Below are 22496 nucleotides of genomic sequence, written 5' to 3'. Positions count from 1 at the left end.
TGGCTTCAGCTAAACAACTAAATCAAAAATAATAATGAGGAAGAACCATGTCTGTCGTGATTTATCATAACCCACGCTGCTCAAAGAGCCGTCAAACTCTAGAAGTGCTTCAGGAAAACGGCGTACAGCCAGAGGTCATCAAATACCTGGAGACTCCGTTAACAGTTGAACAGCTGAAAGTACTGTTCACTCAGCTTGGTTTTGACAGTGTTCGCGACATGATGCGCACCAAAGAAGCGGACTACAAAGAAGCAAACCTTGGCGATGCTTCAGTTACTGATGAAGATCTTTTCGCCGCGATGGCAACCAATCCAAAACTGTTTGAGCGCCCAGTCGTTGTCGCGAACAACAAAGCAAAAATTGGTCGTCCACCAGAGCAAGTGCTAGAGATTCTGTAATCCAATATGAGCATTAACATTCTTGTTCTTTATTACAGTCGCCACGGCAACACACAAGCTCTAGCAAGGCAGATTGCACGAGGGGTTGAATCCATCCCGAACTGCGAAGCTATGCTAAGGACGGTGAACGACGTGTACACAGTAGAAGAGCAGCCTGATTCGCGTTATCAACCAACCGATCCTATTGCCTCGTTACAAGAACTTCGATCTTGTGATGGTTTGGCGCTAGGCAGTCCGGTTTGGTTTGGTAACATGGCCGGGCCAATGAAGCACTTTTGGGATAGCACGACATCAATGTGGATCAATGGTGATCTCATCGATAAGCCAGGTTGTGTATTTACCTCTTCTTCATCATTGCATGGTGGTCAAGAGACAACACAACAAAGCATGATGTTGCCCCTGCTTCATCACGGCATGTTAGTCGTGGGCATCCCCTACTCAGAACCGGCGCTGCACACCACTCAAACTGGTGGTACGCCTTATGGTGCAAGCAGTACTGGAGAGAGCGCTTCACTTAGCAAAGAAGAGATTGAGTTGGCGCAAAACCTAGGTAAACGCCTAGCGCGCATCGCAATAAATCAGAAGGGAATTTCTCAATGATGTATATGCCAGAGAAGGCTATGTCTCCCAAAACCAAGCTATTTCGCTACCTTGCTTTAGCGGGCAACTTGTCGCTTTTATTCTGGGTGGTGGCTTGGCAGATGACGCTTTCACCGCACCCTCATCTCAGTAATGTCACACTGGCGATTGCTTGGGCTATCCCGCTGTTATTGCCATTACCGGGCATTTTAGCAGGAAAACCTTATACGCACGCATGGGCAAATTTCGTCTTGATGCTCTATTTCCTACACGCATTAACTATCTTGTATGTAGACGATGGTGAACGTTTATTAGCGGCTGTAGAACTGCTTCTGACGACTCTAGGTTTCGCGGGCAATATCTTATTTACTCGCTTTAGAGCCAAAGAGTTAGGCATCAAGTTGAAGCGTCTTTCTGAAGTAGAAAAGAGAGAAAAAGCTAAGTTCGAGCAATAATATTGAGCCCATGCTTTTAAACTGACCGCTTACAAACAAAAAGCCCTGCGAGATTGCTCTTGCAGGGCTTTTTTCAAGTTTTCATTTCAATCAGTCATGTCAGCTGACAATTATGAGCGAACCCACTCGTATACCAAGCTTGGCTTAGCATGTACTGGCGCAGTGATGGTTAGATCTTCTGTACTAGAATCCTCTAACGTTGCGTCAGGCGTATTCGTTAGCTCAGCATCCTCAGATACCTCGTTGCCCTTAATCACTTGTACGCCTGAGTCAGTTTCGTCACCAACGACTTCAGCAGCGTCTGTTGAATCATCACCTACAGACATTGTGTTGTCTTGAGTTTCAAATTCAGGGCTCACTTCAGGCTCAATGTAAGATTCTTCAACCTTCGCAACTTGGCGAATACTTGCTACTTCTTGCTCAAACTCTTGTTGAGTCGACAATAAGTGAATTCGGAAAGTGACTTCGTTGTTCTGAATCTTCAGAATATCTAGGCTTGCCACCGAGTTTAGACGCTTAAGTGCGTTCTCTAACTGGAAGAAGTCTTGAGCATTATTCAGGCTAATAAACTGCGTTAAAATCGATTCTGATGACTCACTCGCTACCGTCACAGCACTTTTGCCTGCGTAGTAGTTACTGATTTGGTCAACTAACTTCTTAGAAGTCGTGTCGCTGTTACCCGATAGTGAACCACTTACAGGCGATGTTGGTGCACTCGTCAATTGACTTGGCTTTTGATCGTATAGAGCCCAACGTAGGCCTGAAGATTGAGCCTTTATCACCAACACAGCATCAACAGGATAACGCTGACTCGCTTTACTGATTGGCGTAACAAAGCTACCCCACAAATCAGAAGTCGCAATACCCGTAATATCGTCAAAGTCACCCACAGGCAGCGTTAGAGGCAAGCCACGCTCTTTTGCGTTCGCTTGTAAGCTAGCTGCTAACTGTGAGTTAGAGTGTTCCCATACGATGTTCTTGTCGTAGTTGTCCTCTTCCACCAGCCAAACAAGGATGTTTGAACGCGAGTCAGGCCAGTAAGGTAACTGTGCTTGAGTCAACAGAGAACGGATTTGAGCACCGTTAAAACGCATACGCAATGTTGATTGGTCATTGCTTTCGCCAAAACTCATTTGAGACATGTACTGCGAACTCTTGCGCATCGCCTTTTGAATCGTCTCATTCGAAGCGACATCAGTTTGGCCAGTCGCACGTATCAATACCTGCTCCATACCTGTATTTCTTGCCACTTGTTCTGGCTGTTTGTCTTCAGCGTTAATCGCAACTTCAGCACTAAAGATATCTACTTGAGTTAAGGCATAACTCGGAGAGGCTAATAGTCCCATCAACAACAATGCTATGTAGCGCATACTGATCCTAATATTCAAATCTTGTGCCTAGATGATAAGCAACTATGGATTGAGGGGCAAGGTCGATAGCGCCCACTGTGTTTAATAACCACAAAATATCACCTGGCCATGATAAATCGCTCACTTATAAACTGAATTTCTAGGGCTTAGATGGATATAAAACATCACTAAGATAAATAAATTTGATCTATTTGGTGTAGCAATCGATTGCCAAGTGATAGAATCCCGCGAATTTTATTTTTCGCTTTTCATATAACGACCATTTTTAAGGACATAACATGAAAAATGCTCTGCAAGGTGCGCAAATGCTGTTTGTAGCATTTGGTGCGCTTGTATTAGTGCCGCTACTGACTGGACTCGATCCCAACGTTGCACTGTTTGGCGCAGGTATCGGTACCCTTTTATTCCAACTTATTACACGCCGTTCAGTGCCAATCTTCTTAGCATCTTCTTTTGCTTTCATCGCGCCTATCATGTTTGGTATTCAAACTTGGGGTGTTGGTGCAACCATGGGCGGCTTGATGGCGGCGGGTGTTGTGTATGTACTAATGGGCGCGTTAATTAAAGTTCGTGGCGTTGGCTTCATCCATAAACTGCTTCCACCTGTAGTGGTTGGCCCTGTGATCATGGTGATCGGCTTAGGCCTTGCGCCTGTTGCGGTTAACATGGCGCTAGGTAAGACAGGCGATGGTGCGGTTCAGCTTGTTGATGCAGACGCTGCCCTGTGGATCTCTTCAATTTCACTGTTAGTGACGATTGTCATCAGTGTGTTTTCAAAAGGCTTCCTTAAGCTACTGCCAATCTTCGGTGGTATTGTTGCGGGTTACATCACCAGCTTGGTATACGGCGCGGTAGACTTCACTCCAGTAGCGCAAGCATCGTGGTTAGCACTACCAAACTTCACCATGCCGGAGTTCAACATCAACGCTATCTTCTTCATGGTGTTTGTCGCGATTGCCCCAGCCGTTGAGCATGTAGGTGACATGCTGGCGATTTCTAACGTGACGGGTAAAGACTACCTTAAGAAACCTGGCCTGCACCGCACAATCACAGGTGACGGCGTGGCAACAATAGCTGCTTCTATGCTGGGCGCTCCACCAAACACAACTTACAGTGAAGTAACAGGCGCAGTAATGCTTACCAAAGCATTTAACCCTGTAATCATGACTTGGGCTGCAGTAACCGCTATCGTTCTTGCATTGGTTGGTAAGCTAGGCGCATTACTGCAAACCATTCCGGTTCCAGTGATGGGCGGTATCATGATTCTTCTGTTTGGCTCTATCGCAACCGTAGGTCTTAACACGCTAATCAAGAACAACGTTGACCTTCACAAATCACGTAACCTTGTGATTGTGGGCATTACTTTAGTCTTTGGTATTGGCGGCATGGCCTTTGGTATCGGTGACTTCAGCCTACAGGGCGTAAGCTTGTGCGGTATCGTAGCGATTCTACTTAACCTAGTACTTCCAGAAGAGCTAGGTGACAACACTGTGGTAGACAAAGCTCAAATCGATTAATCCATCGGTAAGGCTAGATTCAAAAGAATCACAAACCAACAAGATCAAAAAAGGGAGAGCATTGAATGCTCTCCCTTTTTATTAATACGGCTAATTCAGCGAGTTAAGAAACGATTTAGAGTCACTTAAGCTGAAACCGAATTACTTAGTACCGAAGATCTTATCACCAGCATCGCCAAGACCAGGAACAATGTAACCCTTGTCGTTTAGCTTCTCATCGATTGCAGCTGTGTAAAGTTCAACATCTGGGTGCGCTTTTTCTAGAGCCGCAATACCTTCAGGAGCCGCTACAAGAACAAGAATCTTGAAGTGCTTACAACCTTTCTCTTTCATTAAGTCGATAGTCGCGATCATAGAACCACCCGTTGCAAGCATTGGGTCTACCACTAGAGCGATACGCTCATCGATGTTAGATGCAAGCTTGTTGAAATATGGAACTGGCTCAAGCGTTTCTTCATCACGGTAGATACCAACAACGCTGATACGTGCGCTTGGGATGTGCTCAAGAACACCGTCCATCATGCCTAGACCAGCACGTAGGATTGGCACTACTGTTACTTTTTTACCTTTAATTTGGTCAACTTCAACTGGGCCGTCCCAACCATTAATAGTTACACGTTCAGTTTCAAAGTCTGATGTCGCTTCGTATGTTAGAAGGCTACCCACTTCTGTCGCTAGCTCACGAAAACGCTTAGTGCTAATCTCACCTTCACGCATCAGGCCAATTTTATGTTTTACTAGCGGGTGTTTCACTTCAACAACTTTCATTTCCAACTCCGGCAATATTTAAACAAACCTGTAGATTATACACGAACTCTAAGGTTATTTCAGAATCTTTATTCTAATAAAAAAAACCGCGCAAACGTTTGCTCTTCATATTCAAGCCCTGTTAGAATAGCGCCGTTTTCACATCCAACTTAAGTTCGAGGACTATCCCGTGAGTGGTAATACTTCTTCTCTAAGCTACAAAGACGCTGGTGTTGATATCGACGCAGGTAATGCACTAGTAGACCGTATTAAAGGTGCTGTTAAACGCACTCGTCGCCCTGAAGTAATGGGCGGTATTGGTGGCTTTGGCGCCCTATGTGAACTTCCAACGAAATACAAAGAGCCAGTACTTGTTTCAGGTACTGATGGTGTTGGTACTAAACTTCGCCTTGCTTTGGATCTGAAAAAACACGACACCATTGGTATCGACCTAGTGGCAATGTGTGTGAACGACCTAATCGTTCAAGGTGGTGAGCCTTTATTCTTCCTAGACTACTACGCAACAGGTAAGCTAGATGTAGACACAGCAGCAGACGTTGTTTCTGGCATCGCTGAAGGTTGTGTTCAAGCTGGTTGTGCACTTATCGGTGGTGAAACCGCTGAAATGCCGGGCATGTACGAAGGCGACGACTACGATGTTGCTGGCTTCTGTGTTGGCGTTGTAGAAAAAGCTGACATCATCGACGGCACTAAAGTAGCAGCAGGCGACGCACTTATCGCTGTTGGCTCAAGTGGTCCACACTCAAACGGTTACTCTTTAATTCGTAAAGTCCTAGAAGTTTCTGGTGCTGATAAGAGTGAAGAACTAGAAGGTCGCACTATCGGTGAGCACCTACTAGAACCAACTAAGATTTACATCAAATCAGCACTTAAGATGATTGCAGAGCATGACATTCATGCTATCTCACACATCACAGGTGGTGGTTTCTGGGAAAACATCCCACGCGTACTTCCTGAAGGTACTAAAGCAGTCATTGATGGCAAGAGCTGGGAATGGCCTGCTATCTTCAACTGGCTACAAGAGAAAGGTAACGTGGAGACATTCGAAATGTACCGCACTTTCAACTGTGGTGTAGGCCTAGTTGTTGCTCTACCTAAAGATCAAGCAGACGCTGCTGTTGAACTACTGAAAGCTGAAGGCGAAAACGCTTGGGTTATCGGTGAGATCGCAAACGCTGAAGCTGGCGAAGAGCAAGTTGAAATTAAATAAGTGATACGCTCACTTACTTAGTTAATCAATGAGGACCTAATGGTCCTCATTTTGCTATTTAGCCCGCAGAAAACCTTAGTTTATGTAGGTACATTGTAAACAATTCAGTTAATCAATCGTATGACCCACTCTATGAAAAACAATCACTCAAATAAAACCAGTCACTCTAATAAAAACATCGTTGTGTTAGTTTCAGGAAGCGGAAGTAACTTACAGGCAATTTTGGATGCCTGTGATAACAATATGATTGATGCTTCAGTTAAGGCTGTCTTTTCAAACAAAGCAGAGGCTTTTGGATTAGAACGAGCGAAAACCGCAGGTGTTGACGCACATTCAGTGAATCCAAAAGACTTTGGTTCACGTGAAGAGTTCGATCATGAATTGATGATTCAGATTGATGCATACCAACCCGATTTAATCGTACTTGCGGGGTACATGCGTATCCTGAGTTCAGCGTTTGTTCGTCACTATTCCGGTAAAATGGTCAACATTCACCCTTCCCTGTTACCTAAATACCCAGGCCTACACACCCACCAGCGTGCCATTGATGCACAAGATAAAGAGCACGGTACTAGTGTCCACTTTGTGACCGAAGAACTTGATGGGGGCCCTGTGATCTTACAGGCTAAGGTACCGGTATTTGAAGGTGATGATGCTGATATGCTGGCAAGCCGAGTGCTTACCCAAGAACACTGCATTTACCCTATGGTCTGTAAATGGTTCGCCGAAGATCGTTTATCAATGCTAAACGGGCAAGCTGTCTTAGACGGTAAGGCATTAGGTAAACACGGTTACGCAGAAGAGTAATTCTTCAGAAACTAAATCAAATCCAAAAAAAGGCCGCTTACTGATTCATTAGTTCAGTAAGCGGCCTTTTTTATAGGGTTCAAATAATACTATTCGGGACACTTAGCTCAGCTCAATGGTTCAGTTGGCGCTTGGCTTGCTACCTTCTTCGGCGCATAAGCGACATCTTCCAGTGCTTTATGATTGTTGCCAATCAGCTCACCAAAATGAAACAGCGCGTATTCGCCCGGCTTCATTCTAAACCACTCTTCATTGTCTGTTAGAGGCTGAGTTGCCACCACTGTAACCACATCATTAGGCGTAGTTTCTTCCTGGAAGTTAATCTCAACATCTTCATCAATCAGGCTCGCTTTACCAAAAGGTGCGCGCCTTGTTATCCAGTACAAATGGTTGGTGCAGTAGGTCATGACATACTCACCATCACTGAGTAACATGTTAAATACGCCTTTCTCTCGCAGCTGGTCACAACACTCAGCCACAAAGCGGAACATACCTTCCATATCTTGAGGTGGCTCAGGGAAACGCTCTTCAAGTTGTTTGAGTAGCCAACAGAAAGAGAGTTCACTGTCTGTCTCGCCAACCGGTCTGAAACGACCACTGGTCAGATCGTCATAATCCGTTAATTGACCATTGTGAGCAAAGGTCCAGTATCGCCCCCAAAGCTCACGAGTAAAAGGGTGTGTATTCTCTAGATTAACACCACCACGGTTCGCTTGACGGATATGACTGACAACGGCTTGGCTTTTAATTGGGTAGTTTTGAACCAACTCAGCAATCTTTGATTCACAGCTAGGGTTAGGATCTTTAAATGTACGAAAACCCTTTCCCTCATAGAAGGTAATACCCCAGCCATCACGATGCGGGCCAGTATTGCCTCCACGCTGCATAAGACCAGTAAAGCTAAAACAAATATCAGTTGGCACATTCGCGCTCATACCGAGCAATTCACACATGGTTTAATCTACTCCCTATTAAAACCAATGGAGCCACAAACATGGGTTCCAAATGTCTGTAAAACTATTATTCCATCTCTTTTTCAACAAGCTGAATCACAATATGAATGATCTTAATGTGAATCTCTTGGATACGATCTGCGTAACCAAAGTGTGGTACTCGGATTTCGATATCAGCACAACCCGCCATTTTGCCGCCATCTTTACCCGTCAATGCAATCGTCTTCATGCCTTTAGCTTGAGCAGCTTCAATCGCTTTTAGAATATTGGCAGAGTTACCTGAAGTCGACAGACCGAACAACACATCACCTTTACGACCTACCGCTTCTACATAACGAGAAAATACGTGGTCGTAGCCAAAATCATTACTCACGCAAGACAGGTGGCTTGGATCTGAAATCGCAATGCCAGCGTAACCTGGACGGTTTTCACGGTATCGGCCTGTAAGCTCTTCCGCGAAGTGCATTGCATCACAGTGTGAACCACCGTTGCCACAAGAAAGCACTTTGCCTTCTTGTTTGAATGAGTCAGCAATCAGTTTTGCCGCCGCTTCAATTTGAGCGATGTTATGGTCATCACTCAGGAACTTATTCAGAACGTCAGCAGCTTCGTTTAATTCACTTTTGATTAGGTCTTGGTACATAAGACTTATCTCTTATTTTTTTTGACGCAGCTTAAAGTGCGTGAAATGAGAACTGAGGGTTTTCCCCTCTTTATAGCTGAGTTTACCCACAAACATGAAATAGTGTCGACACTTAAGCCCAAAGATTGCCACCTTAATTAACTTGTCGTTGTAAATCCGTCCAAATATTCGCCACCAACCTCTCACAATTAGAACTTTAACTCTATTGAGATCACTTTTTACTCACCTTGGAGTTTTACAAATATTTAATATTTTGTTTACACTTGACTGGTTAGACCTCTTACCTAAAACTTAATAACAATAAGTGATCTCTGAAAAGGAAATCGATCATGAACATATTGCTCTCCCTACTCGGCATGACCGCCATCTTAGGCGTCTGTCTTTACCATAGAGTTAGTCTGGTACGTGCATTAGTTGTATTAACCGGCGCAATGGTAGCATTAACACTGCTTGGCGGCGTGGCTGTTACCGGCTGGCTTTGCTATCTATTAGCCGTTGCGATCTTTGCTGTACCGACCATTCGTCAGACACTGATCAGCCAAAAAGCACTCTCTTTATTTAAGAAAGTTCTACCGGCGATGTCTCAGACAGAAAAAGAAGCACTAGAAGCCGGAACAGTATGGTGGGAAGCAGAGCTGTTCAAAGGCAAACCTGAATGGAAGAAACTTCAGAACATTGCTGACCCGAAACTCTCTGAAGCTGAGCAAGCGTTTTTAGATGGTCCAGTAAATATCGTGTGTGAAATGGTCAATGATTACCAAGTCACTCATGAGCTTGCTGATTTGCCACCAGAAGTATGGCAATACCTGAAAGACCATAAATTCTTCGCCATGATCATCAAGAAAAAATACGGCGGCTTAGAGTTCTCAGCTTACGCTCAATCTTTGGTTCTACAGAAGCTAACAGGCGTTTCTAGTGTATTGTCATCGACGGTTGGCGTACCTAACTCATTAGGCCCTGGTGAGCTTTTACAACACTACGGTACAGAAGAACAAAGAAACCACTACCTGCCTCGCCTAGCGGAAGGTAAAGAGATCCCTTGTTTCGCACTAACTAGCCCAGAGGCAGGCTCTGATGCTGGCTCTATTCCAGATTACGGTGTGGTTTGTAAAGGCGACTGGCAAGGCGAAGAAGTACTCGGCATGCGCCTAACTTGGAACAAGCGTTACATCACTCTCGCGCCTGTCGCGACGGTATTAGGCTTAGCTTTTAAACTTCGTGACCCGGATGGCCTGCTTGGTGATCAAAAAGATCTTGGTATCACTTGTGCGCTTATCCCAACGGATTTAAAAGGCGTAGAGATTGGCAACCGCCACTTCCCACTAAACGTACCTTTCCAAAATGGCCCGACGCAAGGCGACGATATCTTCGTGCCTATCGATTTCATCATTGGCGGTCAGAAAATGGCCGGTCAAGGCTGGCGTATGCTGGTTGAGTGCCTGTCGGTTGGTCGTGGTATCACACTGCCTTCAAACTCAACTGGTGGCATCAAGTCTGCCGCGCTTGCAACTGGCGCTTACGCTCGTATCCGCCGTCAGTTCAAACAGCCTATTGGCCGCATGGAAGGGGTTGAAGAGCCACTTGCACGCCTTGCAGGTAACGCTTATGTAATGGACGCTGCAAGTAACCTAACCGTTGCGGGCATCGACCTTGGTGAAAAGCCTTCGGTTATCTCTGCAATCGTTAAGTACCACTGTACTCACCGTGGCCAGCGCAGCATCATTGATGCGATGGATATCGTCGGTGGTAAAGGCATTTGTTTAGGCCCATCGAACTTCCTAGCTCGTGGCTACCAAGGCTCGCCTATCGCGATTACGGTTGAAGGCGCAAACATCCTGACTCGTTCAATGATCATCTATGGTCAAGGTGCGATTCGCTGTCACCCTTACGTACTGAACGAAATGGAAGCGGCTTATTCTGAAAGCAGCGATGCGCTTGATAAGTTTGATTCAGCGTTAGCAGGGCACGTTAGCTTTACGATGAGCAACCTAGTCCGCAGCTTGTGGTTTGGTTTAACCGATGGTCGTGGTTCTGATGCGCCAACACCTTCAAATAAAACAGATAAACAGACACAGCGTTACTACCAACAGCTAAACCGCTACAGTGCAAACCTAGCGCTACTGTCTGATATTTCAATGGCAGTTCTAGGCGGATCACTGAAGCGTAGAGAACGTTTATCAGCAAGACTGGGTGATATCTTAAGTCAACTTTACCTCGGTTCAGCAACGTTGAAGCGCTTTGAAAGTGAAGGCAGCCACGCTGAAGATCTACCGTTAGTACATTGGGGGATGCAAGATAGCTTACGTCAGACTGAAGTGGCGATTGATGAATTCTTAGCGAACTTCCCTAACCCTGTGATTGGTCGTCTGCTTCGTGTTGTGCTAATGCCATTTGGTCGTATCCGTCGTGCTCCAAACGACAAGCTCGATAGCAAAGTTGCGCACATTCTACAAACACCAAGCGAAACACGCTCTCGTATAGGTCGCGGCCAATACCTAGAAGCGACGGAATACAACCCAGTAGGTAAGATTGAAAAAGCGCTAGAAGTGATTCTTCAAGCTGAACCTCTGTTCGACAAAGTCTGCAAAGAGACACATCAAAAACGTGCCTTCTTACGACTTGATCTTGTTGCTCAGTTGGGACTTGAGAAAGGTATCTTAACGCAAGACGAAGCAAATCTTCTGATTAGCGCTGAGGAACATAGACTGTACACGATTAACGTGGATGACTTCTCACCAGAGGAGCTTGCAGCAAAATCTCAGTACCCAGACCAATCGATTGATAACGTCGCTTAAGGCCAGAAAAAGAAACAAAAACGGGACTACTATGAGTCCCGTTTTTTTGTTCATGATTTCGTTGCCACAAATTCCAATGCTTTATCTAGCAGCTTATTCTCTCTAGACAATCTAATCATCTAAGCGAGTTACTTGGGCGCCTTGAGCTGCATCTCAGGTAACGCTTTTTTCTTCGCCTTGACCTTACGAACCACAAACCAAATCAATAAGCCCAATAGAATAGCGACCACATTACCCACCGCAATAATGATCATACTGCGCTGTCTGTCATCTTCACGTTTTTGAAGGATCATCAACTCTGTTGCGATACGCTTCTGTTCAGCAAGAGCTTCTTCTTGAAGACGTCGTGACTCTGCTAAGTCGATATCTTCAACAACGCTGTACGACTGCTCGGTAATTGGAAAAATCAGCGGGCGCTGACTTGAAGCATCAGTGGCATAAACCATCCCTGACCAATTATAAATTCCTAAATCGCCATTATAAGGCACCTCTAAAGCGACTTTCATTGCGTCGACTTCAGCTTGCCCCTGCTTGTACATCACATATTCATCAGGAGCCTTGTGCTCAACATGAACCGCTAACGAGCTCGGTGCGATCATCCCCTGTTCACCAGACACCACAATAGTATGAGGTAAACCCTCTTTTCGTGATTGAATGAAGGTGCTAGTGATCGGTGTTGGGTAAACCAAGACTTCTTGCTCTTGCGCTCGCAGGAACACGCCATTACCAGAGGTAATACGCGCTCGGTATTTACCGGGCTCGATATCAATTGGCAAAGAGACAGTGAACACACCATCTCCAGCCTTTTCATCAAGATCAGCGCCATCATCGGCAAACTCGCCCATCACAACCGGCACCGGGCGCGCTTCTCTCACCAAAGACTCTTCGTTTTCAACAAACTTAGTAAAGGTAACCTTAAGCTTCACGCGATCGAGAAAATCGCGCAGCACCAGCGGCTTGCCATCAGAAGTCAGTCGAGCGGTAAATTTGATGCGCTCTGTTTGATACAACTTATCTGGGAACTCATTAGCATCCAAAACAAGATGAGACAGCAGCTTGATATTGTTCTTAGGGGAAACTTTACCTATCGCTTGCCAAGGGCCGGGCATCGGATTGTCGATAGAGATAATGTCCATGGACGATTCTTCGTACCAACGGACATTATCAGCATTGCGCCAAGAGTAGTATTTCTTGCCATCAGGGCGAACCAAAACGACAGGTTTAGAGTTATCGGCTCGATAAATCACAAAGGTGACTTGTTCAATACTGGGATCAACTCTAAAACGGTTGTCCAATAAACTCATAACGGATTCTGTTGCTGCATGTAAGCCAAAACTTAACAGCAATAAGCAACCGGTAGCCAATACCCTTAACATACTTTCTCCCTACTGACGCCAGAGGCAGCTTCCGCTTTTCTCGACGAGATCTAAACGACTTTGATGCGCTTCTACTTCATCGGCCGTAGCTCGTAAAACCTTTAGGGATTTTCGACCACTTTCTACTCTTCGTATGCTTTCGGCTTCACCTTCCTGTTGACCAGCGTTAAATTGCAGCGAAGTTTGACCACCCGTCATCAATAAGTAGACGTCGGCTAGGATCTCCGCATCGAGCAATGCGCCGTGGAGAGTGCGGTGCGAGTTATCGATACCGTAACGGTCACATAAGATATCTAGGTTGTTTCTTTTACCTGGGAATATCTTCTTCGCCATTGCCAAGGTATCGGTAACTTTACAGTAGTCATCCGTTTTACCTATCGCTGGGTTGAGCTTCTCAAACTCATAGTCCATGAAGCCCGTATCGAAGGGCGCGTTATGAGCCACCAGCTCCGCACCTTTGATAAAGTCGAGAAACTCTTTATGAATGTCTTGGTATTCAGGCTTATCAATCAAGAATTCATCGGTAATACCGTGAACGCCAATCGCCTCTTCTTGAATCGCACGATCGGGCTTGATGTAGACGTGGAAATGACGCCCGGTCAGCCTACGGTTGATGATCTCTACTGCACCAATTTCAACGATGCGGTGACCCATATAGTGAGGGCCACCTTCTGTATTCATACCGGTGGTTTCGGTATCGAGTACAACAATGCGCTTATTTTCGTTCGAACTGTTTTTTTCGTTCGTGCTTTGTTCTGGAGTGCTACTGGTATTCATAAGGATAACTGTGTCAGACTATGCCGATAATGTGCTTGAGGTAATAGTATCAAATCATGACGAAACAAGTTGAAATTTTCACTGATGGTTCTTGTTTAGGCAACCCTGGTCCCGGCGGCTATGGCATCGTACTTCGCTACAAAAAAGTCGAGAAGACGCTAGCAGAAGGTTTCACGCTAACAACCAATAACCGTATGGAAATGCTCGCCGCTGTCGTTGCTCTCCAAGCCCTCAAAGAACCTTGCTCTGTGATTCTGACCACAGATAGCCAATACGTGCGTCAAGGCATCACACAGTGGATTCATAACTGGAAAAAGCGTGACTGGAAAACAGCCGACAAGAAACCGGTTAAAAATGCCGATCTGTGGCAAAGGCTCGATAAAGAAACCGCTCGCCATAGCGTTGATTGGCGCTGGGTAAAAGGACACGCGGGACACAGAGAAAACGAAATGTGTGATGATTTAGCGCGAAATGCAGCGGAGAATCCGACTCTAGAAGATACGGGCTATCAACCAAGCTAATCGTCTTTTTAATTAGACGCACATTTCAGAAAGCGATTTATAATTTCTTAAACTAATTGACAATTTCTCAATCGAATTGATAGATGAAAAGCCGACAACTAATCGGCTTTTTCTGTTTTTAGCGGATATGACGCTTTGGCTGAATCCATTGTACGGCGCGTATTGGTTCTAAAACTTGCCCCAACAGGCGAGAAACGTCGCTTGAGGTGCCAATGTGGTTTGATGGGTTTTAGCGGGTAAGTACGCTTACGAGCAACAATAAAGTATTGGCTTCCGGCGAAGGATGCACAACCACCTAAGCTGTTCTCCAACCACGTCCACATCGCTTGATACTTACTCATCGGAAACAGCGCGTAGGTGTCACAATGAATTACTTCATAGTTAAGTACACCTAACCAGTCTTTAATTCGACTTGGCGTGTACATACGCCCACTCCAAGGCAAGCTGTTCTTTCGCCAAGGCATCAAACTGGCAAGCCCAGTGACACTGATTGGGTTGAAGCCCGTGATAATGATATAGCCATCGTCCATCATCACTCGATCGACTTCTCTCAATAAGCGATGCGGGTCATTGCTATAATCTAGCTGATGACTCAGTACTACAACATCAAAGCTTTTCTCCAAAAAGGGTAAATTATAGCCATCCGCTATCACATTATGTAATGGGTTCTGGATATCTAGGTTTACTTGATGTTGAATGTTGCATGTGCAGCTAGAAATCTCACTACTGAGGCCACCGAGCTTGAGCATATGGTAACCAAATAGCTTTGGGCACCACTCATCGAGTCGAGTTTGAATAGATTCTCTCAACCAGTCCCCATTGTGCAATTGCGCCCAAGTGTAAGGACGTTCAAACTTCTTTCTGCTACGTGCTGGCTTCATCAATAATCTGTCTCACTTATTCTGTCGCACTAATAGTGACTGGAGAACCAATAATGTTACATATCAAAAGCATACCTGCATTTAACGACAATTACATCTGGCTGATTCAAAATAGCGATCGCCGTTGTGCTGTCGTCGACCCTGGTGATGCGGCTCCAGTATTAGAGTACTTGGCACACCATGAGCTAACTTTAGATGCAATCTTGATTACACACCACCACCACGATCACATTGGTGGTGTTCCAGAACTCGTTAGACAATTTCCCGGCGTGGATGTTGTCGGTCCAAGGAATGAACCTATCCCTACCTTAACTCATCCGGTCGATGATGGTGATCAATTAGAACTGTTTGGCGAAGTATTCCTCGTCCTAGGGCTCAGTGGCCATACTGCGGGTCATATTGGTTATGTGGGCGATGCCAAACTGTTTTGTGGTGATGTGTTGTTCTCTGCGGGCTGTGGCCGAATCATGGAAGGCACACCACAACAGATGTTCGATGCACTGAATAAGATCACGGCTCTGCCTCAAGAAACCGAAGTTTATTGTGCACATGAGTACACTGCAGCCAATATCGCTTTCGCATTAGCCGTAGAGCCTGATAACCAACATTTGCAGCAATATCGCGACCAAGTGAACCGACTTCGCGCTCAAAATAAGTCGACCATCCCCACAAATTTGAGACAAGAGAAGTTTGTGAACCCCTTCCTGCGCTATACCGAGCCAAGTGTAGTGAAATCAGTGTCTAATCGCACCGAGCAGACCGATCCTTTATCGGTATTCACCGCTTTACGTGCGTGGAAGAACGAATTTTAACAAATACAGACTTGTCACTCATAGGGGGTGGCAAGTATTATCATCGGCCGTTAATTAAAAAGGCTGTAACATGCGAGTTAAGTACAGCTGGGCTTTGGTATTACTACTTTCTGGTTGCCAATTAACTCAGTCAGAGAATCCAGACCAAGCTTCCGAGCAAACCAACACATCTCCTACTAAAGAAGTTTCTCAAGCGAACGTTTCATCAGAAGCAACAGCCAAAGAAGATCAAAAAGTTGAAGCACCTGTCGTTACTCCACAAACACAAGAAGATGTTTGGAAACGCATTGCGATGCAACTTGAAATGGAAGTGCCAGACCAAAAGAAGGTCGACTACTACCGAACTTGGTATCTCAAGCACCCGAGTCATCTAAAAACAGTATCAAAGCGTGCTGAACCTTTCTTGTATCTGATCACGACTAAGATTGAAGAAAAAGGCTTACCACTAGAATTGGCACTACTACCCGTTGTAGAAAGCTCTTTCGATGCGTTTGCCTACTCTCATGGCAGCGCTGCAGGTCTATGGCAATTCATTTCAGGCACTGGCAAAGACTACGGGCTTGAACAGAACTTTTGGTATGACGGCCGCCGCGATGTTGCCGCCTCTACCGACGCCGCATTGGACTTCCTCTCAGATCTTAACCGACGTTTCGATGGCGACTGGAATCATGCGATTGCTGCCTATAACAGTGGTGGTGGTCGAGTAAACAGCGCAATCCGCAAGAACAAGAAGCTTGGCAAGCCAATCGACTTTTTCTCTTTGGACTTACCAAAAGAGACCAGCAGCTATGTACCTAAACTGCTTGCGCTAGCAGATGTCATTGCCAACCAAGAAAAGTATGGCATCGATATTCCGGCGATCCCGAATAAGCCAGTGCTGACTCTGGTTAACCCTGAAGAACAGCTTGATTTAGCCATTGCTGCGAACTACGCAGGCATTCCTGTCAAAGAACTTCAAGGTTACAACCCGGCTTACAACCAATGGGCAACGGCACCAGAGAAACACCAACAACTATTACTTCCTTTAGATTCAGTTGAGAAATTCAACAAAGAAGTCGCTGCCAATAAAGGCAAAGGCATGAAGTTGGTGCGTTACAAGGTTCAATCTGGTGACAGCATTAGCGTACTGGCAAGCAAATATAACACCACCAGCAAAGTGATCCGCTCTGCAAACGGTTTGAGCAACAACAATATTCGTATTGGCCAGCACTTACTTATCCCAACATCCACCAAAGACGACAAGACATACGCCCTAAGCGCCTCAAACCGCCTAGCAAGCACACAGTCGAAGAGTCGTGGTCAATATAAGCTCAGCCATACTGTAAGAAGTGGTGACAGCCTATGGACGATTGCACGCGCAAATAAGGTCTCTCATCAATCACTGGCTAAGTGGAATGGCATGGGACCACGCGACACGCTTAGAGTTGGTCAAGAACTGGTCATTTGGAAGAACGGCTCAGACGGCGCCATCATCCGTACGATCTTTTATAACGTAAGATCAGGTGACACAGTCAGCGGTATTGCATCAAAGTTCAAAGTAAAAAGTACAGATGTTGTAAAATGGAACACTTTGCAGAACAAAAAATACCTACAGCCAGGACAAAAACTGAAGCTGTATGTTGATGTAACTAAGGTAAGTGTATGAACCCGTCAAGTAACCCACTCGTCATGCTGTTGGATATATTCCGTTCGCCAACAGCTTGTTTCTTAGCGCTTTATCAACGAAGTGCTTGGGGATGGCAACCCTACGTCGTATTAATGCTCAGCCCATTTTTGTTTTGGGGTGCTTATTTTTCGAATGTAGATTTTGCATGGTTAAGTGCAGAGCTCTCGCAGCAACTGGCTCAAACGAACCCTGACCAATTGGCGTTACTTGACAGCAATACCTTACTCGCAAGTGAAATCATCAGCGACGTATTTGGCCGAACATTAACCATCGTTCTATTGGCATTCTGGTTTAACCTAGCAACCAAGCCAAGCCAACATCAGCACAGCTTTTGGCGATGGTTTGCAGCGGCATCGGTTGTTATATTCCCAGCTGTTTTAGGTGATGTAGCAAGCTACGCAAGCCTGATACTCAAGCATGGACATGTGATGAACTACGCTGCCGACTTGAACAGCTTAAATGGCTTGATCAAGTTACCGCTAACTAATGATTGGTCACAGTTTGCTAGCTCATTACCACTGCTTCTGCCATGGTACATCGTGCTAGGTTATGCTGCGGTATTAACGTGGACTGAGTTTGAACGCGGGCAAGCGCTTGTGATTTCAGGCTTACCATGGGTTGGCTACTACCTAATCTGGGCGCTCTACATTTTAATCTTTTAAGTATAAGAGATAAGGCTAGCGAAGACTCTCTAGCCTATTGTTCCGTTAGATTTCCCAAGGTAACCACCGTGCGAATGGTTAAGTTCCAATGACTAATAGCTAATCACTATTTAGCCTTAAAGGTCACTCGCATAGGGTTATGATCAGAAGCGTCCGTAATGGGCGCTTTTGCTTTTTCTACCTCTAGCCCTCGATAGAACACATGGTCGAGCACCAGTCCTGTAATGAACTGAGTTCTGTTATCTGGCTCAAAGGCAACTTCCGTCAAACCAACCTTCTCCAACGCATCTTTCAATACAGCAACGCGAGCTTCACTCCAGCTATTAAAGTCCCCAGCAAAAATAACCGGCCCACGATACTTTTGCAGATTGTCAGTTAAGCTCTTGAGCTGAGCCTCGTAATCTTCCGTACCAAAGGTAAAGTTCACAGCGTGGATATTAATCACAGCCAGCTCTTCGCCATTGTTTAGTTGGTAACGCGACCAAAGCGCCGATTTAGGCAGTTGAAGCCAAGGTTCTTCATGAGTATAAGCACACGCTTCAATCGGTAAATGGGTTGCTAGGTTGAGTACCCCAGCACTTTGCTCAAAGGCCTCAAACGCATTAACACGTGTGCTTCCCCACTGTCCGCTCATTACCCATTGGCGAAGTCCTTCTGTCATACTAGCTTCTTGCAGCAAGACTAAATCGCTACCTGCCGACAGCTTATTTAACTCACTCTGCCAATTATTTCGGTTTTGCTTGTAGATATTCCACACCGTAATGTCTAAGCCATCAGACACATCAATCGCTTTCGGTGCAGAGTTTTGGTAGCAACTGTAGATGTCGTTACTGGTACTTTGAGAGGAAATGATCAGGTTGGGTTTATTCGGGATCACGAAGATAAAATGAAAACTAACGACAGCAAGCGTTATCAATAACGTGATAACAATGATGGTTTTCTTAAACATACAGCACCCTACCAGAGATGAAAAAGGAGCGATAAACGCTCCTTTTAGGGTAATAGTTTTTTTATACGGCGTCTTCGTCTTCTTCGCCAGTACGAATACGTACCACACGTTCAACTTCAGTAATGAAGATCTTACCGTCACCAATTTTACCTGTTTGAGCCGTCTCAATGATGGTATCAACACATTGGTCAGCCACTTCGTCGGTCACAACGATTTCTAGTTTCACTTTAGGTAAAAAGTCGACCATGTACTCTGCGCCGCGGTATAGCTCAGTATGACCTTTTTGACGTCCAAAGCCTTTAACTTCAGATACTGTCATACCCGTAATACCCACTTCTGCAAGTGCTTCACGTACATCATCAAGTTTGAATGGCTTGATAATGGCTTCAATCTTTTTCATGTTCATCCCTTAAACTGTGCGAATGGCTCATTATCGGTTAGCTATAGTAAACATTCAATGAAAAAAGCCAGAGCTTTAAAGCTCTGGCTCGAAATTTATCATCTTGTTTAATCAGCGCTTTGAGAAGGTTTTACTTAAGGCTTGCGTAGTAAGCGGCTAGATTCGCGATGTCTTCATCACTCAGCATTGAAGCTTGAGCCTGCATTACAGCGGCCAAACCGCCGGTGCGCTGGCCATTCTTATAGGCCTTAATTGATGAAGCGATGTATTGCTCGTTTTGACCTTTAAGGTTTGGATAGCCAGGGATCACTGCGATACCGTCTGCACCATGACATGCCGCACAGATTGCTGCTTTAGCTTGACCCGCAGCAACATCAGCCGCCAGAGCGTTACCACTCAATAGTCCAAATCCAAGAACTAATCCTAGTGTAATTTTCTTCATTGCATATTCCATTAATTATTTTTATTAAAGTGACGGTGAATTGTGACATAAACTTTTTCTACTTGCTCCAAAGCGCTTCACAATCTTGACCTTCGTAGTTTTTATCTACGAATAAGCCTAAAACAGCGATCACTCGATCGCCATCCATTAATATCGGCGTTCTGCGTCTTAACCAACTGGGTACTTGGTACTCTTGAAACAACTTCTTAAGCTTCCTGCTATGACCGCGCCCAACAGGGTGTGCTGACAATCCCTCAGGGTTAAATATCACTCGCAGTGTTCCTCTAGTTGTGTTGAGACTAAAATGTTGCGCATCACAGTGGTTAGATACACCATCACTCGCCGCTGAAGTTAAGTGTAGTTCCCCTAAACCGTCAGGCAAAACTAAGCTCTCTTCCATCGAGATATCACTTTGCCAGTTCGACAAGTCTTTGGTCTCTTTTACGACATGGAGCTGATGATTAAAACGTCTAACCTCAACCTCATTCAACACCAGCTTAGGGTTGGCGTCTGCCTGAGCACATGCCACCTCATCCCATATAAGTTTGAGCTGCTTTTGGCTCGGCATCGGTTGATTACAGCGGCTCAGCCACATTCTTAATAAGCGTGCACGCAGTAAATCAGAGTACTGAGATAATACCTCAATACTTAAGCTGTGCTTCTCAGTCAAAGCTTGTTGTAAGTGAGATTCTAACAACTCATCCAACAGTAACTCTTGCTCTGCACATAGCTGAGCACTACGACTGACCGATTCTCGAAAACTAGGCCAACGCTCGGTCAGTGTCGGAGTGACTTGATGACGAATAAAATTACGGTCAAAGCGAACGTCTTGATTACTCTCATCTTCTACCCAAGTTAAAGCCATATCGCGCGCCGCCCCTTCAATATCCGTTCTCGTCACCGACAGCAGTGGGCGAACGATATGAGCACCTGAAAATGGCATCACTTTCGCCATTGAAGAGAGCCCTTTCGGACCACTGCCACGCTTAAGAGCTAACAAGAAGGTCTCGACTTGGTCATCGATGTGCTGGCCTGTCACTAACACATCACCTTGTCTAATATGCTTTTTAAGGGCTTGGTATCGCGCGTCTCGAGCCAGCTTTTCAACGCTTTCTCCACGGCTAATATCTAGCGAGACTCGTTCAATGAACAAGGATACCGACAAAGCATCACACCATGTTTTGCACTGCTCTGCCCAATAATCAGCATTGTTGCTTAAGCCGTGGTGAACATGTACCGCACAGCAATCGATGTGATGGGACTTAGCGAATTGGGCAGCCAACTCCAACAACACTCGTGAATCGACACCACCACTGAAAGCGACGATCAACCGACAAGGCTTAAGCGCGCTTTGATCAAGTACAGATGTGAAGGTATCAATTAAGTGTGTCATGAGGCTAATAAACCAAGAGATCGTGTTTTAAGGGATAATGTTTTAATAATAAAAAAGGGTTGGCACTGAGTCCAACCCTTTCATCATTTGTTCGTATAGCTAGCCTTATCGCTAAGGCAAGTTATCAGCAGTAGCCGTAGCTCATTAGACGCTGGTAACGACGCTCAAGCAGCGTTTCGTTATCAAACTGCTCTAGCTCTTCTAGCTGTTTAACTAACATGTCTTTCATGTTTTGAGCGGTTTGTGCAGGGTCGCGGTGCGCGCCACCTAGAGGCTCAGGAATGATTTCGTCGATAAGCTCAAGCTCTTTAAGACGAGGAGCAATCAGGCCCATCGCTTCAGCTGCTTGTGGTGCTTTATCTGAATCGCGCCATAAGATTGAAGCACAACCTTCTGGAGAGATTACTGAGTACGTAGAGTACTGAAGCATGTTCACGTAGTCACCAACACCAATCGCTAGTGCACCACCAGAACCGCCTTCACCCACAACGTTACAGATAACAGGAACTGAAAGGCCAGCCATCACTTTTAGGTTTTTAGCGATAGCTTCAGATTGACCACGCTCTTCAGCACCAACACCTGGGTATGCGCCCGCTGTGTCGATGAAAGTAATAATAGGCATGTTGAAACGCTCAGCAGTTTCCATTAGACGTAGCGCCTTACGGTAACCTTCTGGCTTTGGCATACCAAAGTTACGGAGCACTTTCTCTTTAGTCTCACGACCTTTCTGGTGACCAATAACCATAACAGGACGGCCATTTAGACGAGCCATACCACCCACAATAGCTTTGTCGTCAGCGTAAGCGCGATCGCCCGCCATCTCTTCAAACTCTGTGAATGCATGCTCCAGGTAATCTTTGGTGTAAGGACGTTGAGGGTGACGAGCAAGTTGAGCTACCTGCCATGCACCTAAGTCACTAAAGATTTTCTGTTTAAGCTCTAAGCTTTTTTTCTCTAGTTGTTCGATTTCTTTGTCTAGATCTACCGCTGTGTCACCACCGTGACGCGAAACGTCACGTAGCGCTTCGATTTTTGCTTCAAGTTCAGCGATAGGCTTTTCAAATTCTAGAAAGTTCAGGCTCATCTATGAATCCTTGTTGATTCAGCTCCGCATTCGCGAAG

General features: G+C 45.4%; 23 protein-coding genes. 11 read left to right on the top strand and 12 right to left on the bottom strand.

Annotated features, from left to right (window positions below; genetic code table 11):
* The first annotated feature begins 47 nt into the window (after positions 1–47).
* Genes arsC through AB4583_RS07270 form a run of 3 tightly spaced genes read left to right on the top strand, consistent with a single transcriptional unit; the run spans position 48 to position 1432 of the window.
* Positions 48–398 carry an arsenate reductase (glutaredoxin) gene (arsC, locus tag AB4583_RS07280; protein ID WP_017060711.1) on the top strand — a complete coding sequence of 117 codons (351 nt, stop codon included), beginning with the start codon at positions 48–50 and terminating at the stop codon, positions 396–398.
* A gap of 6 nt (positions 399–404) precedes the next feature.
* On the top strand, positions 405–998 hold the full coding sequence (wrbA, locus tag AB4583_RS07275; RefSeq protein WP_017060712.1) for an NAD(P)H:quinone oxidoreductase: 594 nt from the start codon (positions 405–407) through the stop codon (positions 996–998).
* A complete protein-coding gene (locus AB4583_RS07270; RefSeq protein WP_017060713.1) occupies positions 995–1432 on the top strand; it encodes a DUF2069 domain-containing protein in 438 nt (145 codons plus the stop codon). The genes wrbA and AB4583_RS07270 overlap by 4 nt, the downstream gene beginning before the upstream one ends.
* Positions 1433–1542: 110 nt before the next feature.
* Here AB4583_RS07270 and AB4583_RS07265 read toward each other — a convergent pair whose 3' ends face one another.
* Positions 1543–2802 carry a DUF2066 domain-containing protein gene (locus AB4583_RS07265; protein ID WP_372116925.1) on the bottom strand — a complete coding sequence of 420 codons (1260 nt, stop codon included), beginning with the start codon at positions 2800–2802 and terminating at the stop codon, positions 1543–1545.
* A gap of 278 nt (positions 2803–3080) precedes the next feature.
* On the opposite strand from AB4583_RS07265, the gene AB4583_RS07260 reads away from it, so the two are divergent.
* Positions 3081–4319 carry a uracil-xanthine permease family protein gene (locus tag AB4583_RS07260; RefSeq protein ID WP_017066555.1) on the top strand — a complete coding sequence of 413 codons (1239 nt, stop codon included), beginning with the start codon at positions 3081–3083 and terminating at the stop codon, positions 4317–4319.
* Between the two features lie 141 nt (positions 4320–4460).
* Here AB4583_RS07260 and upp read toward each other — a convergent pair whose 3' ends face one another.
* On the bottom strand, positions 4461–5087 hold the full coding sequence (gene upp, locus AB4583_RS07255) for a uracil phosphoribosyltransferase (protein ID WP_004738627.1): 627 nt from the start codon (positions 5085–5087) through the stop codon (positions 4461–4463).
* Between the two features lie 169 nt (positions 5088–5256).
* Here upp and purM point away from each other — a divergent pair, with 169 nt between their 5' ends.
* Complete coding sequence (gene purM, locus AB4583_RS07250) at positions 5257–6297, top strand: phosphoribosylformylglycinamidine cyclo-ligase (RefSeq protein WP_008222945.1); 1041 nt, start codon at positions 5257–5259, stop codon at positions 6295–6297.
* A gap of 132 nt (positions 6298–6429) precedes the next feature.
* Entirely contained in the window at positions 6430–7104 is a 675-nt protein-coding gene (gene purN / locus AB4583_RS07245) for a phosphoribosylglycinamide formyltransferase (RefSeq protein ID WP_372116922.1), read from the top strand.
* A 107-nt stretch (positions 7105–7211) separates the two neighbouring features.
* On the opposite strand, the gene AB4583_RS07240 is transcribed toward purN, so the two are convergent.
* Positions 7212–8057, bottom strand: a complete 846-nt coding sequence (locus AB4583_RS07240) for a class II glutamine amidotransferase (RefSeq protein WP_017072286.1) — start codon at positions 8055–8057, stop codon at positions 7212–7214.
* A 67-nt stretch (positions 8058–8124) separates the two neighbouring features.
* Positions 8125–8700: a D-sedoheptulose 7-phosphate isomerase gene (lpcA, locus tag AB4583_RS07235; protein WP_017063379.1), complete on the bottom strand. Its 576-nt coding sequence runs from the start codon at positions 8698–8700 to the stop codon at positions 8125–8127.
* Positions 8701–9029: 329 nt separating this feature from the next.
* Between lpcA and fadE the strand changes: the two genes are divergently transcribed.
* Positions 9030–11495 (top strand): acyl-CoA dehydrogenase FadE, encoded by a 2466-nt coding sequence (fadE, locus tag AB4583_RS07230; RefSeq protein WP_029235127.1) that lies wholly within the window; start codon positions 9030–9032, stop codon positions 11493–11495.
* A gap of 128 nt (positions 11496–11623) precedes the next feature.
* Here fadE and AB4583_RS07225 read toward each other — a convergent pair whose 3' ends face one another.
* Positions 11624–12871: a TIGR03503 family protein gene (locus AB4583_RS07225; protein WP_017069371.1), complete on the bottom strand. Its 1248-nt coding sequence runs from the start codon at positions 12869–12871 to the stop codon at positions 11624–11626.
* Between the two features lie 9 nt (positions 12872–12880).
* Positions 12881–13648, bottom strand: coding sequence for a DNA polymerase III subunit epsilon (dnaQ, locus tag AB4583_RS07220; RefSeq protein WP_017060722.1), 768 nt, complete (start codon positions 13646–13648; stop codon positions 12881–12883).
* Positions 13649–13704: 56 nt separating this feature from the next.
* Here dnaQ and rnhA point away from each other — a divergent pair, with 56 nt between their 5' ends.
* Complete coding sequence (rnhA, locus tag AB4583_RS07215) at positions 13705–14169, top strand: ribonuclease HI (RefSeq protein WP_017060723.1); 465 nt, start codon at positions 13705–13707, stop codon at positions 14167–14169.
* 98 nt (positions 14170–14267) lie between these two features.
* Here the strand turns inward: rnhA and AB4583_RS07210 are convergent, their stop codons facing one another.
* Positions 14268–15050, bottom strand: a complete 783-nt coding sequence (locus tag AB4583_RS07210; protein ID WP_017060724.1) for a class I SAM-dependent methyltransferase — start codon at positions 15048–15050, stop codon at positions 14268–14270.
* Between the two features lie 53 nt (positions 15051–15103).
* Between AB4583_RS07210 and gloB the strand changes: the two genes are divergently transcribed.
* From gloB to AB4583_RS07195, 3 genes are all read left to right on the top strand, one after another.
* On the top strand, positions 15104–15862 hold the full coding sequence (gloB, locus tag AB4583_RS07205) for a hydroxyacylglutathione hydrolase (protein ID WP_017060725.1): 759 nt from the start codon (positions 15104–15106) through the stop codon (positions 15860–15862).
* Between the two features lie 70 nt (positions 15863–15932).
* Positions 15933–17507 (top strand): LysM peptidoglycan-binding domain-containing protein, encoded by a 1575-nt coding sequence (locus AB4583_RS07200; RefSeq protein ID WP_017063374.1) that lies wholly within the window; start codon positions 15933–15935, stop codon positions 17505–17507.
* A complete protein-coding gene (locus tag AB4583_RS07195) occupies positions 17504–18190 on the top strand; it encodes a YIP1 family protein (RefSeq protein ID WP_017060727.1) in 687 nt (228 codons plus the stop codon). The genes AB4583_RS07200 and AB4583_RS07195 overlap by 4 nt, the downstream gene beginning before the upstream one ends.
* 106 nt (positions 18191–18296) lie before the next feature.
* Here AB4583_RS07195 and AB4583_RS07190 read toward each other — a convergent pair whose 3' ends face one another.
* From AB4583_RS07190 to accA, 5 genes are all read right to left on the bottom strand, one after another.
* Complete coding sequence (locus AB4583_RS07190) at positions 18297–19139, bottom strand: endonuclease/exonuclease/phosphatase family protein (RefSeq protein ID WP_065583992.1); 843 nt, start codon at positions 19137–19139, stop codon at positions 18297–18299.
* A 61-nt stretch (positions 19140–19200) separates the two neighbouring features.
* Positions 19201–19539: a nitrogen regulatory protein P-II gene (glnB, locus tag AB4583_RS07185; RefSeq protein WP_017063373.1), complete on the bottom strand. Its 339-nt coding sequence runs from the start codon at positions 19537–19539 to the stop codon at positions 19201–19203.
* 130 nt (positions 19540–19669) lie between these two features.
* Positions 19670–19993 carry a cytochrome c gene (locus tag AB4583_RS07180; RefSeq protein ID WP_170791809.1) on the bottom strand — a complete coding sequence of 108 codons (324 nt, stop codon included), beginning with the start codon at positions 19991–19993 and terminating at the stop codon, positions 19670–19672.
* A gap of 46 nt (positions 19994–20039) precedes the next feature.
* Complete coding sequence (gene tilS, locus AB4583_RS07175; protein WP_372116919.1) at positions 20040–21374, bottom strand: tRNA lysidine(34) synthetase TilS; 1335 nt, start codon at positions 21372–21374, stop codon at positions 20040–20042.
* A 124-nt stretch (positions 21375–21498) separates the two neighbouring features.
* Complete coding sequence (gene accA / locus AB4583_RS07170) at positions 21499–22458, bottom strand: acetyl-CoA carboxylase carboxyl transferase subunit alpha (RefSeq protein WP_017069378.1); 960 nt, start codon at positions 22456–22458, stop codon at positions 21499–21501.
* Positions 22459–22496 lie beyond the last annotated feature (38 nt).

It is taken from the genome of Vibrio sp. 10N.222.49.C12 (assembly GCF_041475025.1).
In the GTDB taxonomy this organism is placed as follows: domain Bacteria; phylum Pseudomonadota; class Gammaproteobacteria; order Enterobacterales; family Vibrionaceae; genus Vibrio; species Vibrio crassostreae_C.
The sequence above is the reverse complement of the archived record's forward strand: the minus strand, read 5'-3'. Positions and strand labels throughout refer to the sequence as shown.

Excerpts from the sequence above, each read along its gene's own strand:
- AB4583_RS07180 (WP_170791809.1), bottom strand. The coding sequence starts at position 19,993 with ATGGAATATGCAATGAAGAAAATTACACTAGGATTAGTTCTTGGATTT.
- AB4583_RS07240 (WP_017072286.1), bottom strand. The coding sequence starts at position 8,057 with ATGTGTGAATTGCTCGGTATGAGCGCGAATGTGCCAACTGATATTTGT.
- AB4583_RS07210 (WP_017060724.1), bottom strand. The coding sequence starts at position 15,050 with ATGAAGCCAGCACGTAGCAGAAAGAAGTTTGAACGTCCTTACACTTGG.
- AB4583_RS07270 (WP_017060713.1), top strand. The coding sequence starts at position 995 with ATGATGTATATGCCAGAGAAGGCTATGTCTCCCAAAACCAAGCTATTT.
- lpcA (WP_017063379.1), bottom strand. The coding sequence starts at position 8,700 with ATGTACCAAGACCTAATCAAAAGTGAATTAAACGAAGCTGCTGACGTT.
- AB4583_RS07225 (WP_017069371.1), bottom strand. The coding sequence starts at position 12,871 with ATGTTAAGGGTATTGGCTACCGGTTGCTTATTGCTGTTAAGTTTTGGC.
- dnaQ (WP_017060722.1), bottom strand. The coding sequence starts at position 13,648 with ATGAATACCAGTAGCACTCCAGAACAAAGCACGAACGAAAAAAACAGT.
- tilS (WP_372116919.1), bottom strand. The coding sequence starts at position 21,374 with ATGACACACTTAATTGATACCTTCACATCTGTACTTGATCAAAGCGCG.
- AB4583_RS07195 (WP_017060727.1), top strand. The coding sequence starts at position 17,504 with ATGAACCCGTCAAGTAACCCACTCGTCATGCTGTTGGATATATTCCGT.
- upp (WP_004738627.1), bottom strand. The coding sequence starts at position 5,087 with ATGAAAGTTGTTGAAGTGAAACACCCGCTAGTAAAACATAAAATTGGC.
- gloB (WP_017060725.1), top strand. The coding sequence starts at position 15,104 with ATGTTACATATCAAAAGCATACCTGCATTTAACGACAATTACATCTGG.
- fadE (WP_029235127.1), top strand. The coding sequence starts at position 9,030 with ATGAACATATTGCTCTCCCTACTCGGCATGACCGCCATCTTAGGCGTC.
- AB4583_RS07190 (WP_065583992.1), bottom strand. The coding sequence starts at position 19,139 with ATGTTTAAGAAAACCATCATTGTTATCACGTTATTGATAACGCTTGCT.
- glnB (WP_017063373.1), bottom strand. The coding sequence starts at position 19,539 with ATGAAAAAGATTGAAGCCATTATCAAGCCATTCAAACTTGATGATGTA.
- AB4583_RS07200 (WP_017063374.1), top strand. The coding sequence starts at position 15,933 with ATGCGAGTTAAGTACAGCTGGGCTTTGGTATTACTACTTTCTGGTTGC.
- accA (WP_017069378.1), bottom strand. The coding sequence starts at position 22,458 with ATGAGCCTGAACTTTCTAGAATTTGAAAAGCCTATCGCTGAACTTGAA.
- AB4583_RS07265 (WP_372116925.1), bottom strand. The coding sequence starts at position 2,802 with ATGCGCTACATAGCATTGTTGTTGATGGGACTATTAGCCTCTCCGAGT.
- purN (WP_372116922.1), top strand. The coding sequence starts at position 6,430 with ATGAAAAACAATCACTCAAATAAAACCAGTCACTCTAATAAAAACATC.
- rnhA (WP_017060723.1), top strand. The coding sequence starts at position 13,705 with ATGACGAAACAAGTTGAAATTTTCACTGATGGTTCTTGTTTAGGCAAC.
- AB4583_RS07260 (WP_017066555.1), top strand. The coding sequence starts at position 3,081 with ATGAAAAATGCTCTGCAAGGTGCGCAAATGCTGTTTGTAGCATTTGGT.
- arsC (WP_017060711.1), top strand. The coding sequence starts at position 48 with ATGTCTGTCGTGATTTATCATAACCCACGCTGCTCAAAGAGCCGTCAA.
- wrbA (WP_017060712.1), top strand. The coding sequence starts at position 405 with ATGAGCATTAACATTCTTGTTCTTTATTACAGTCGCCACGGCAACACA.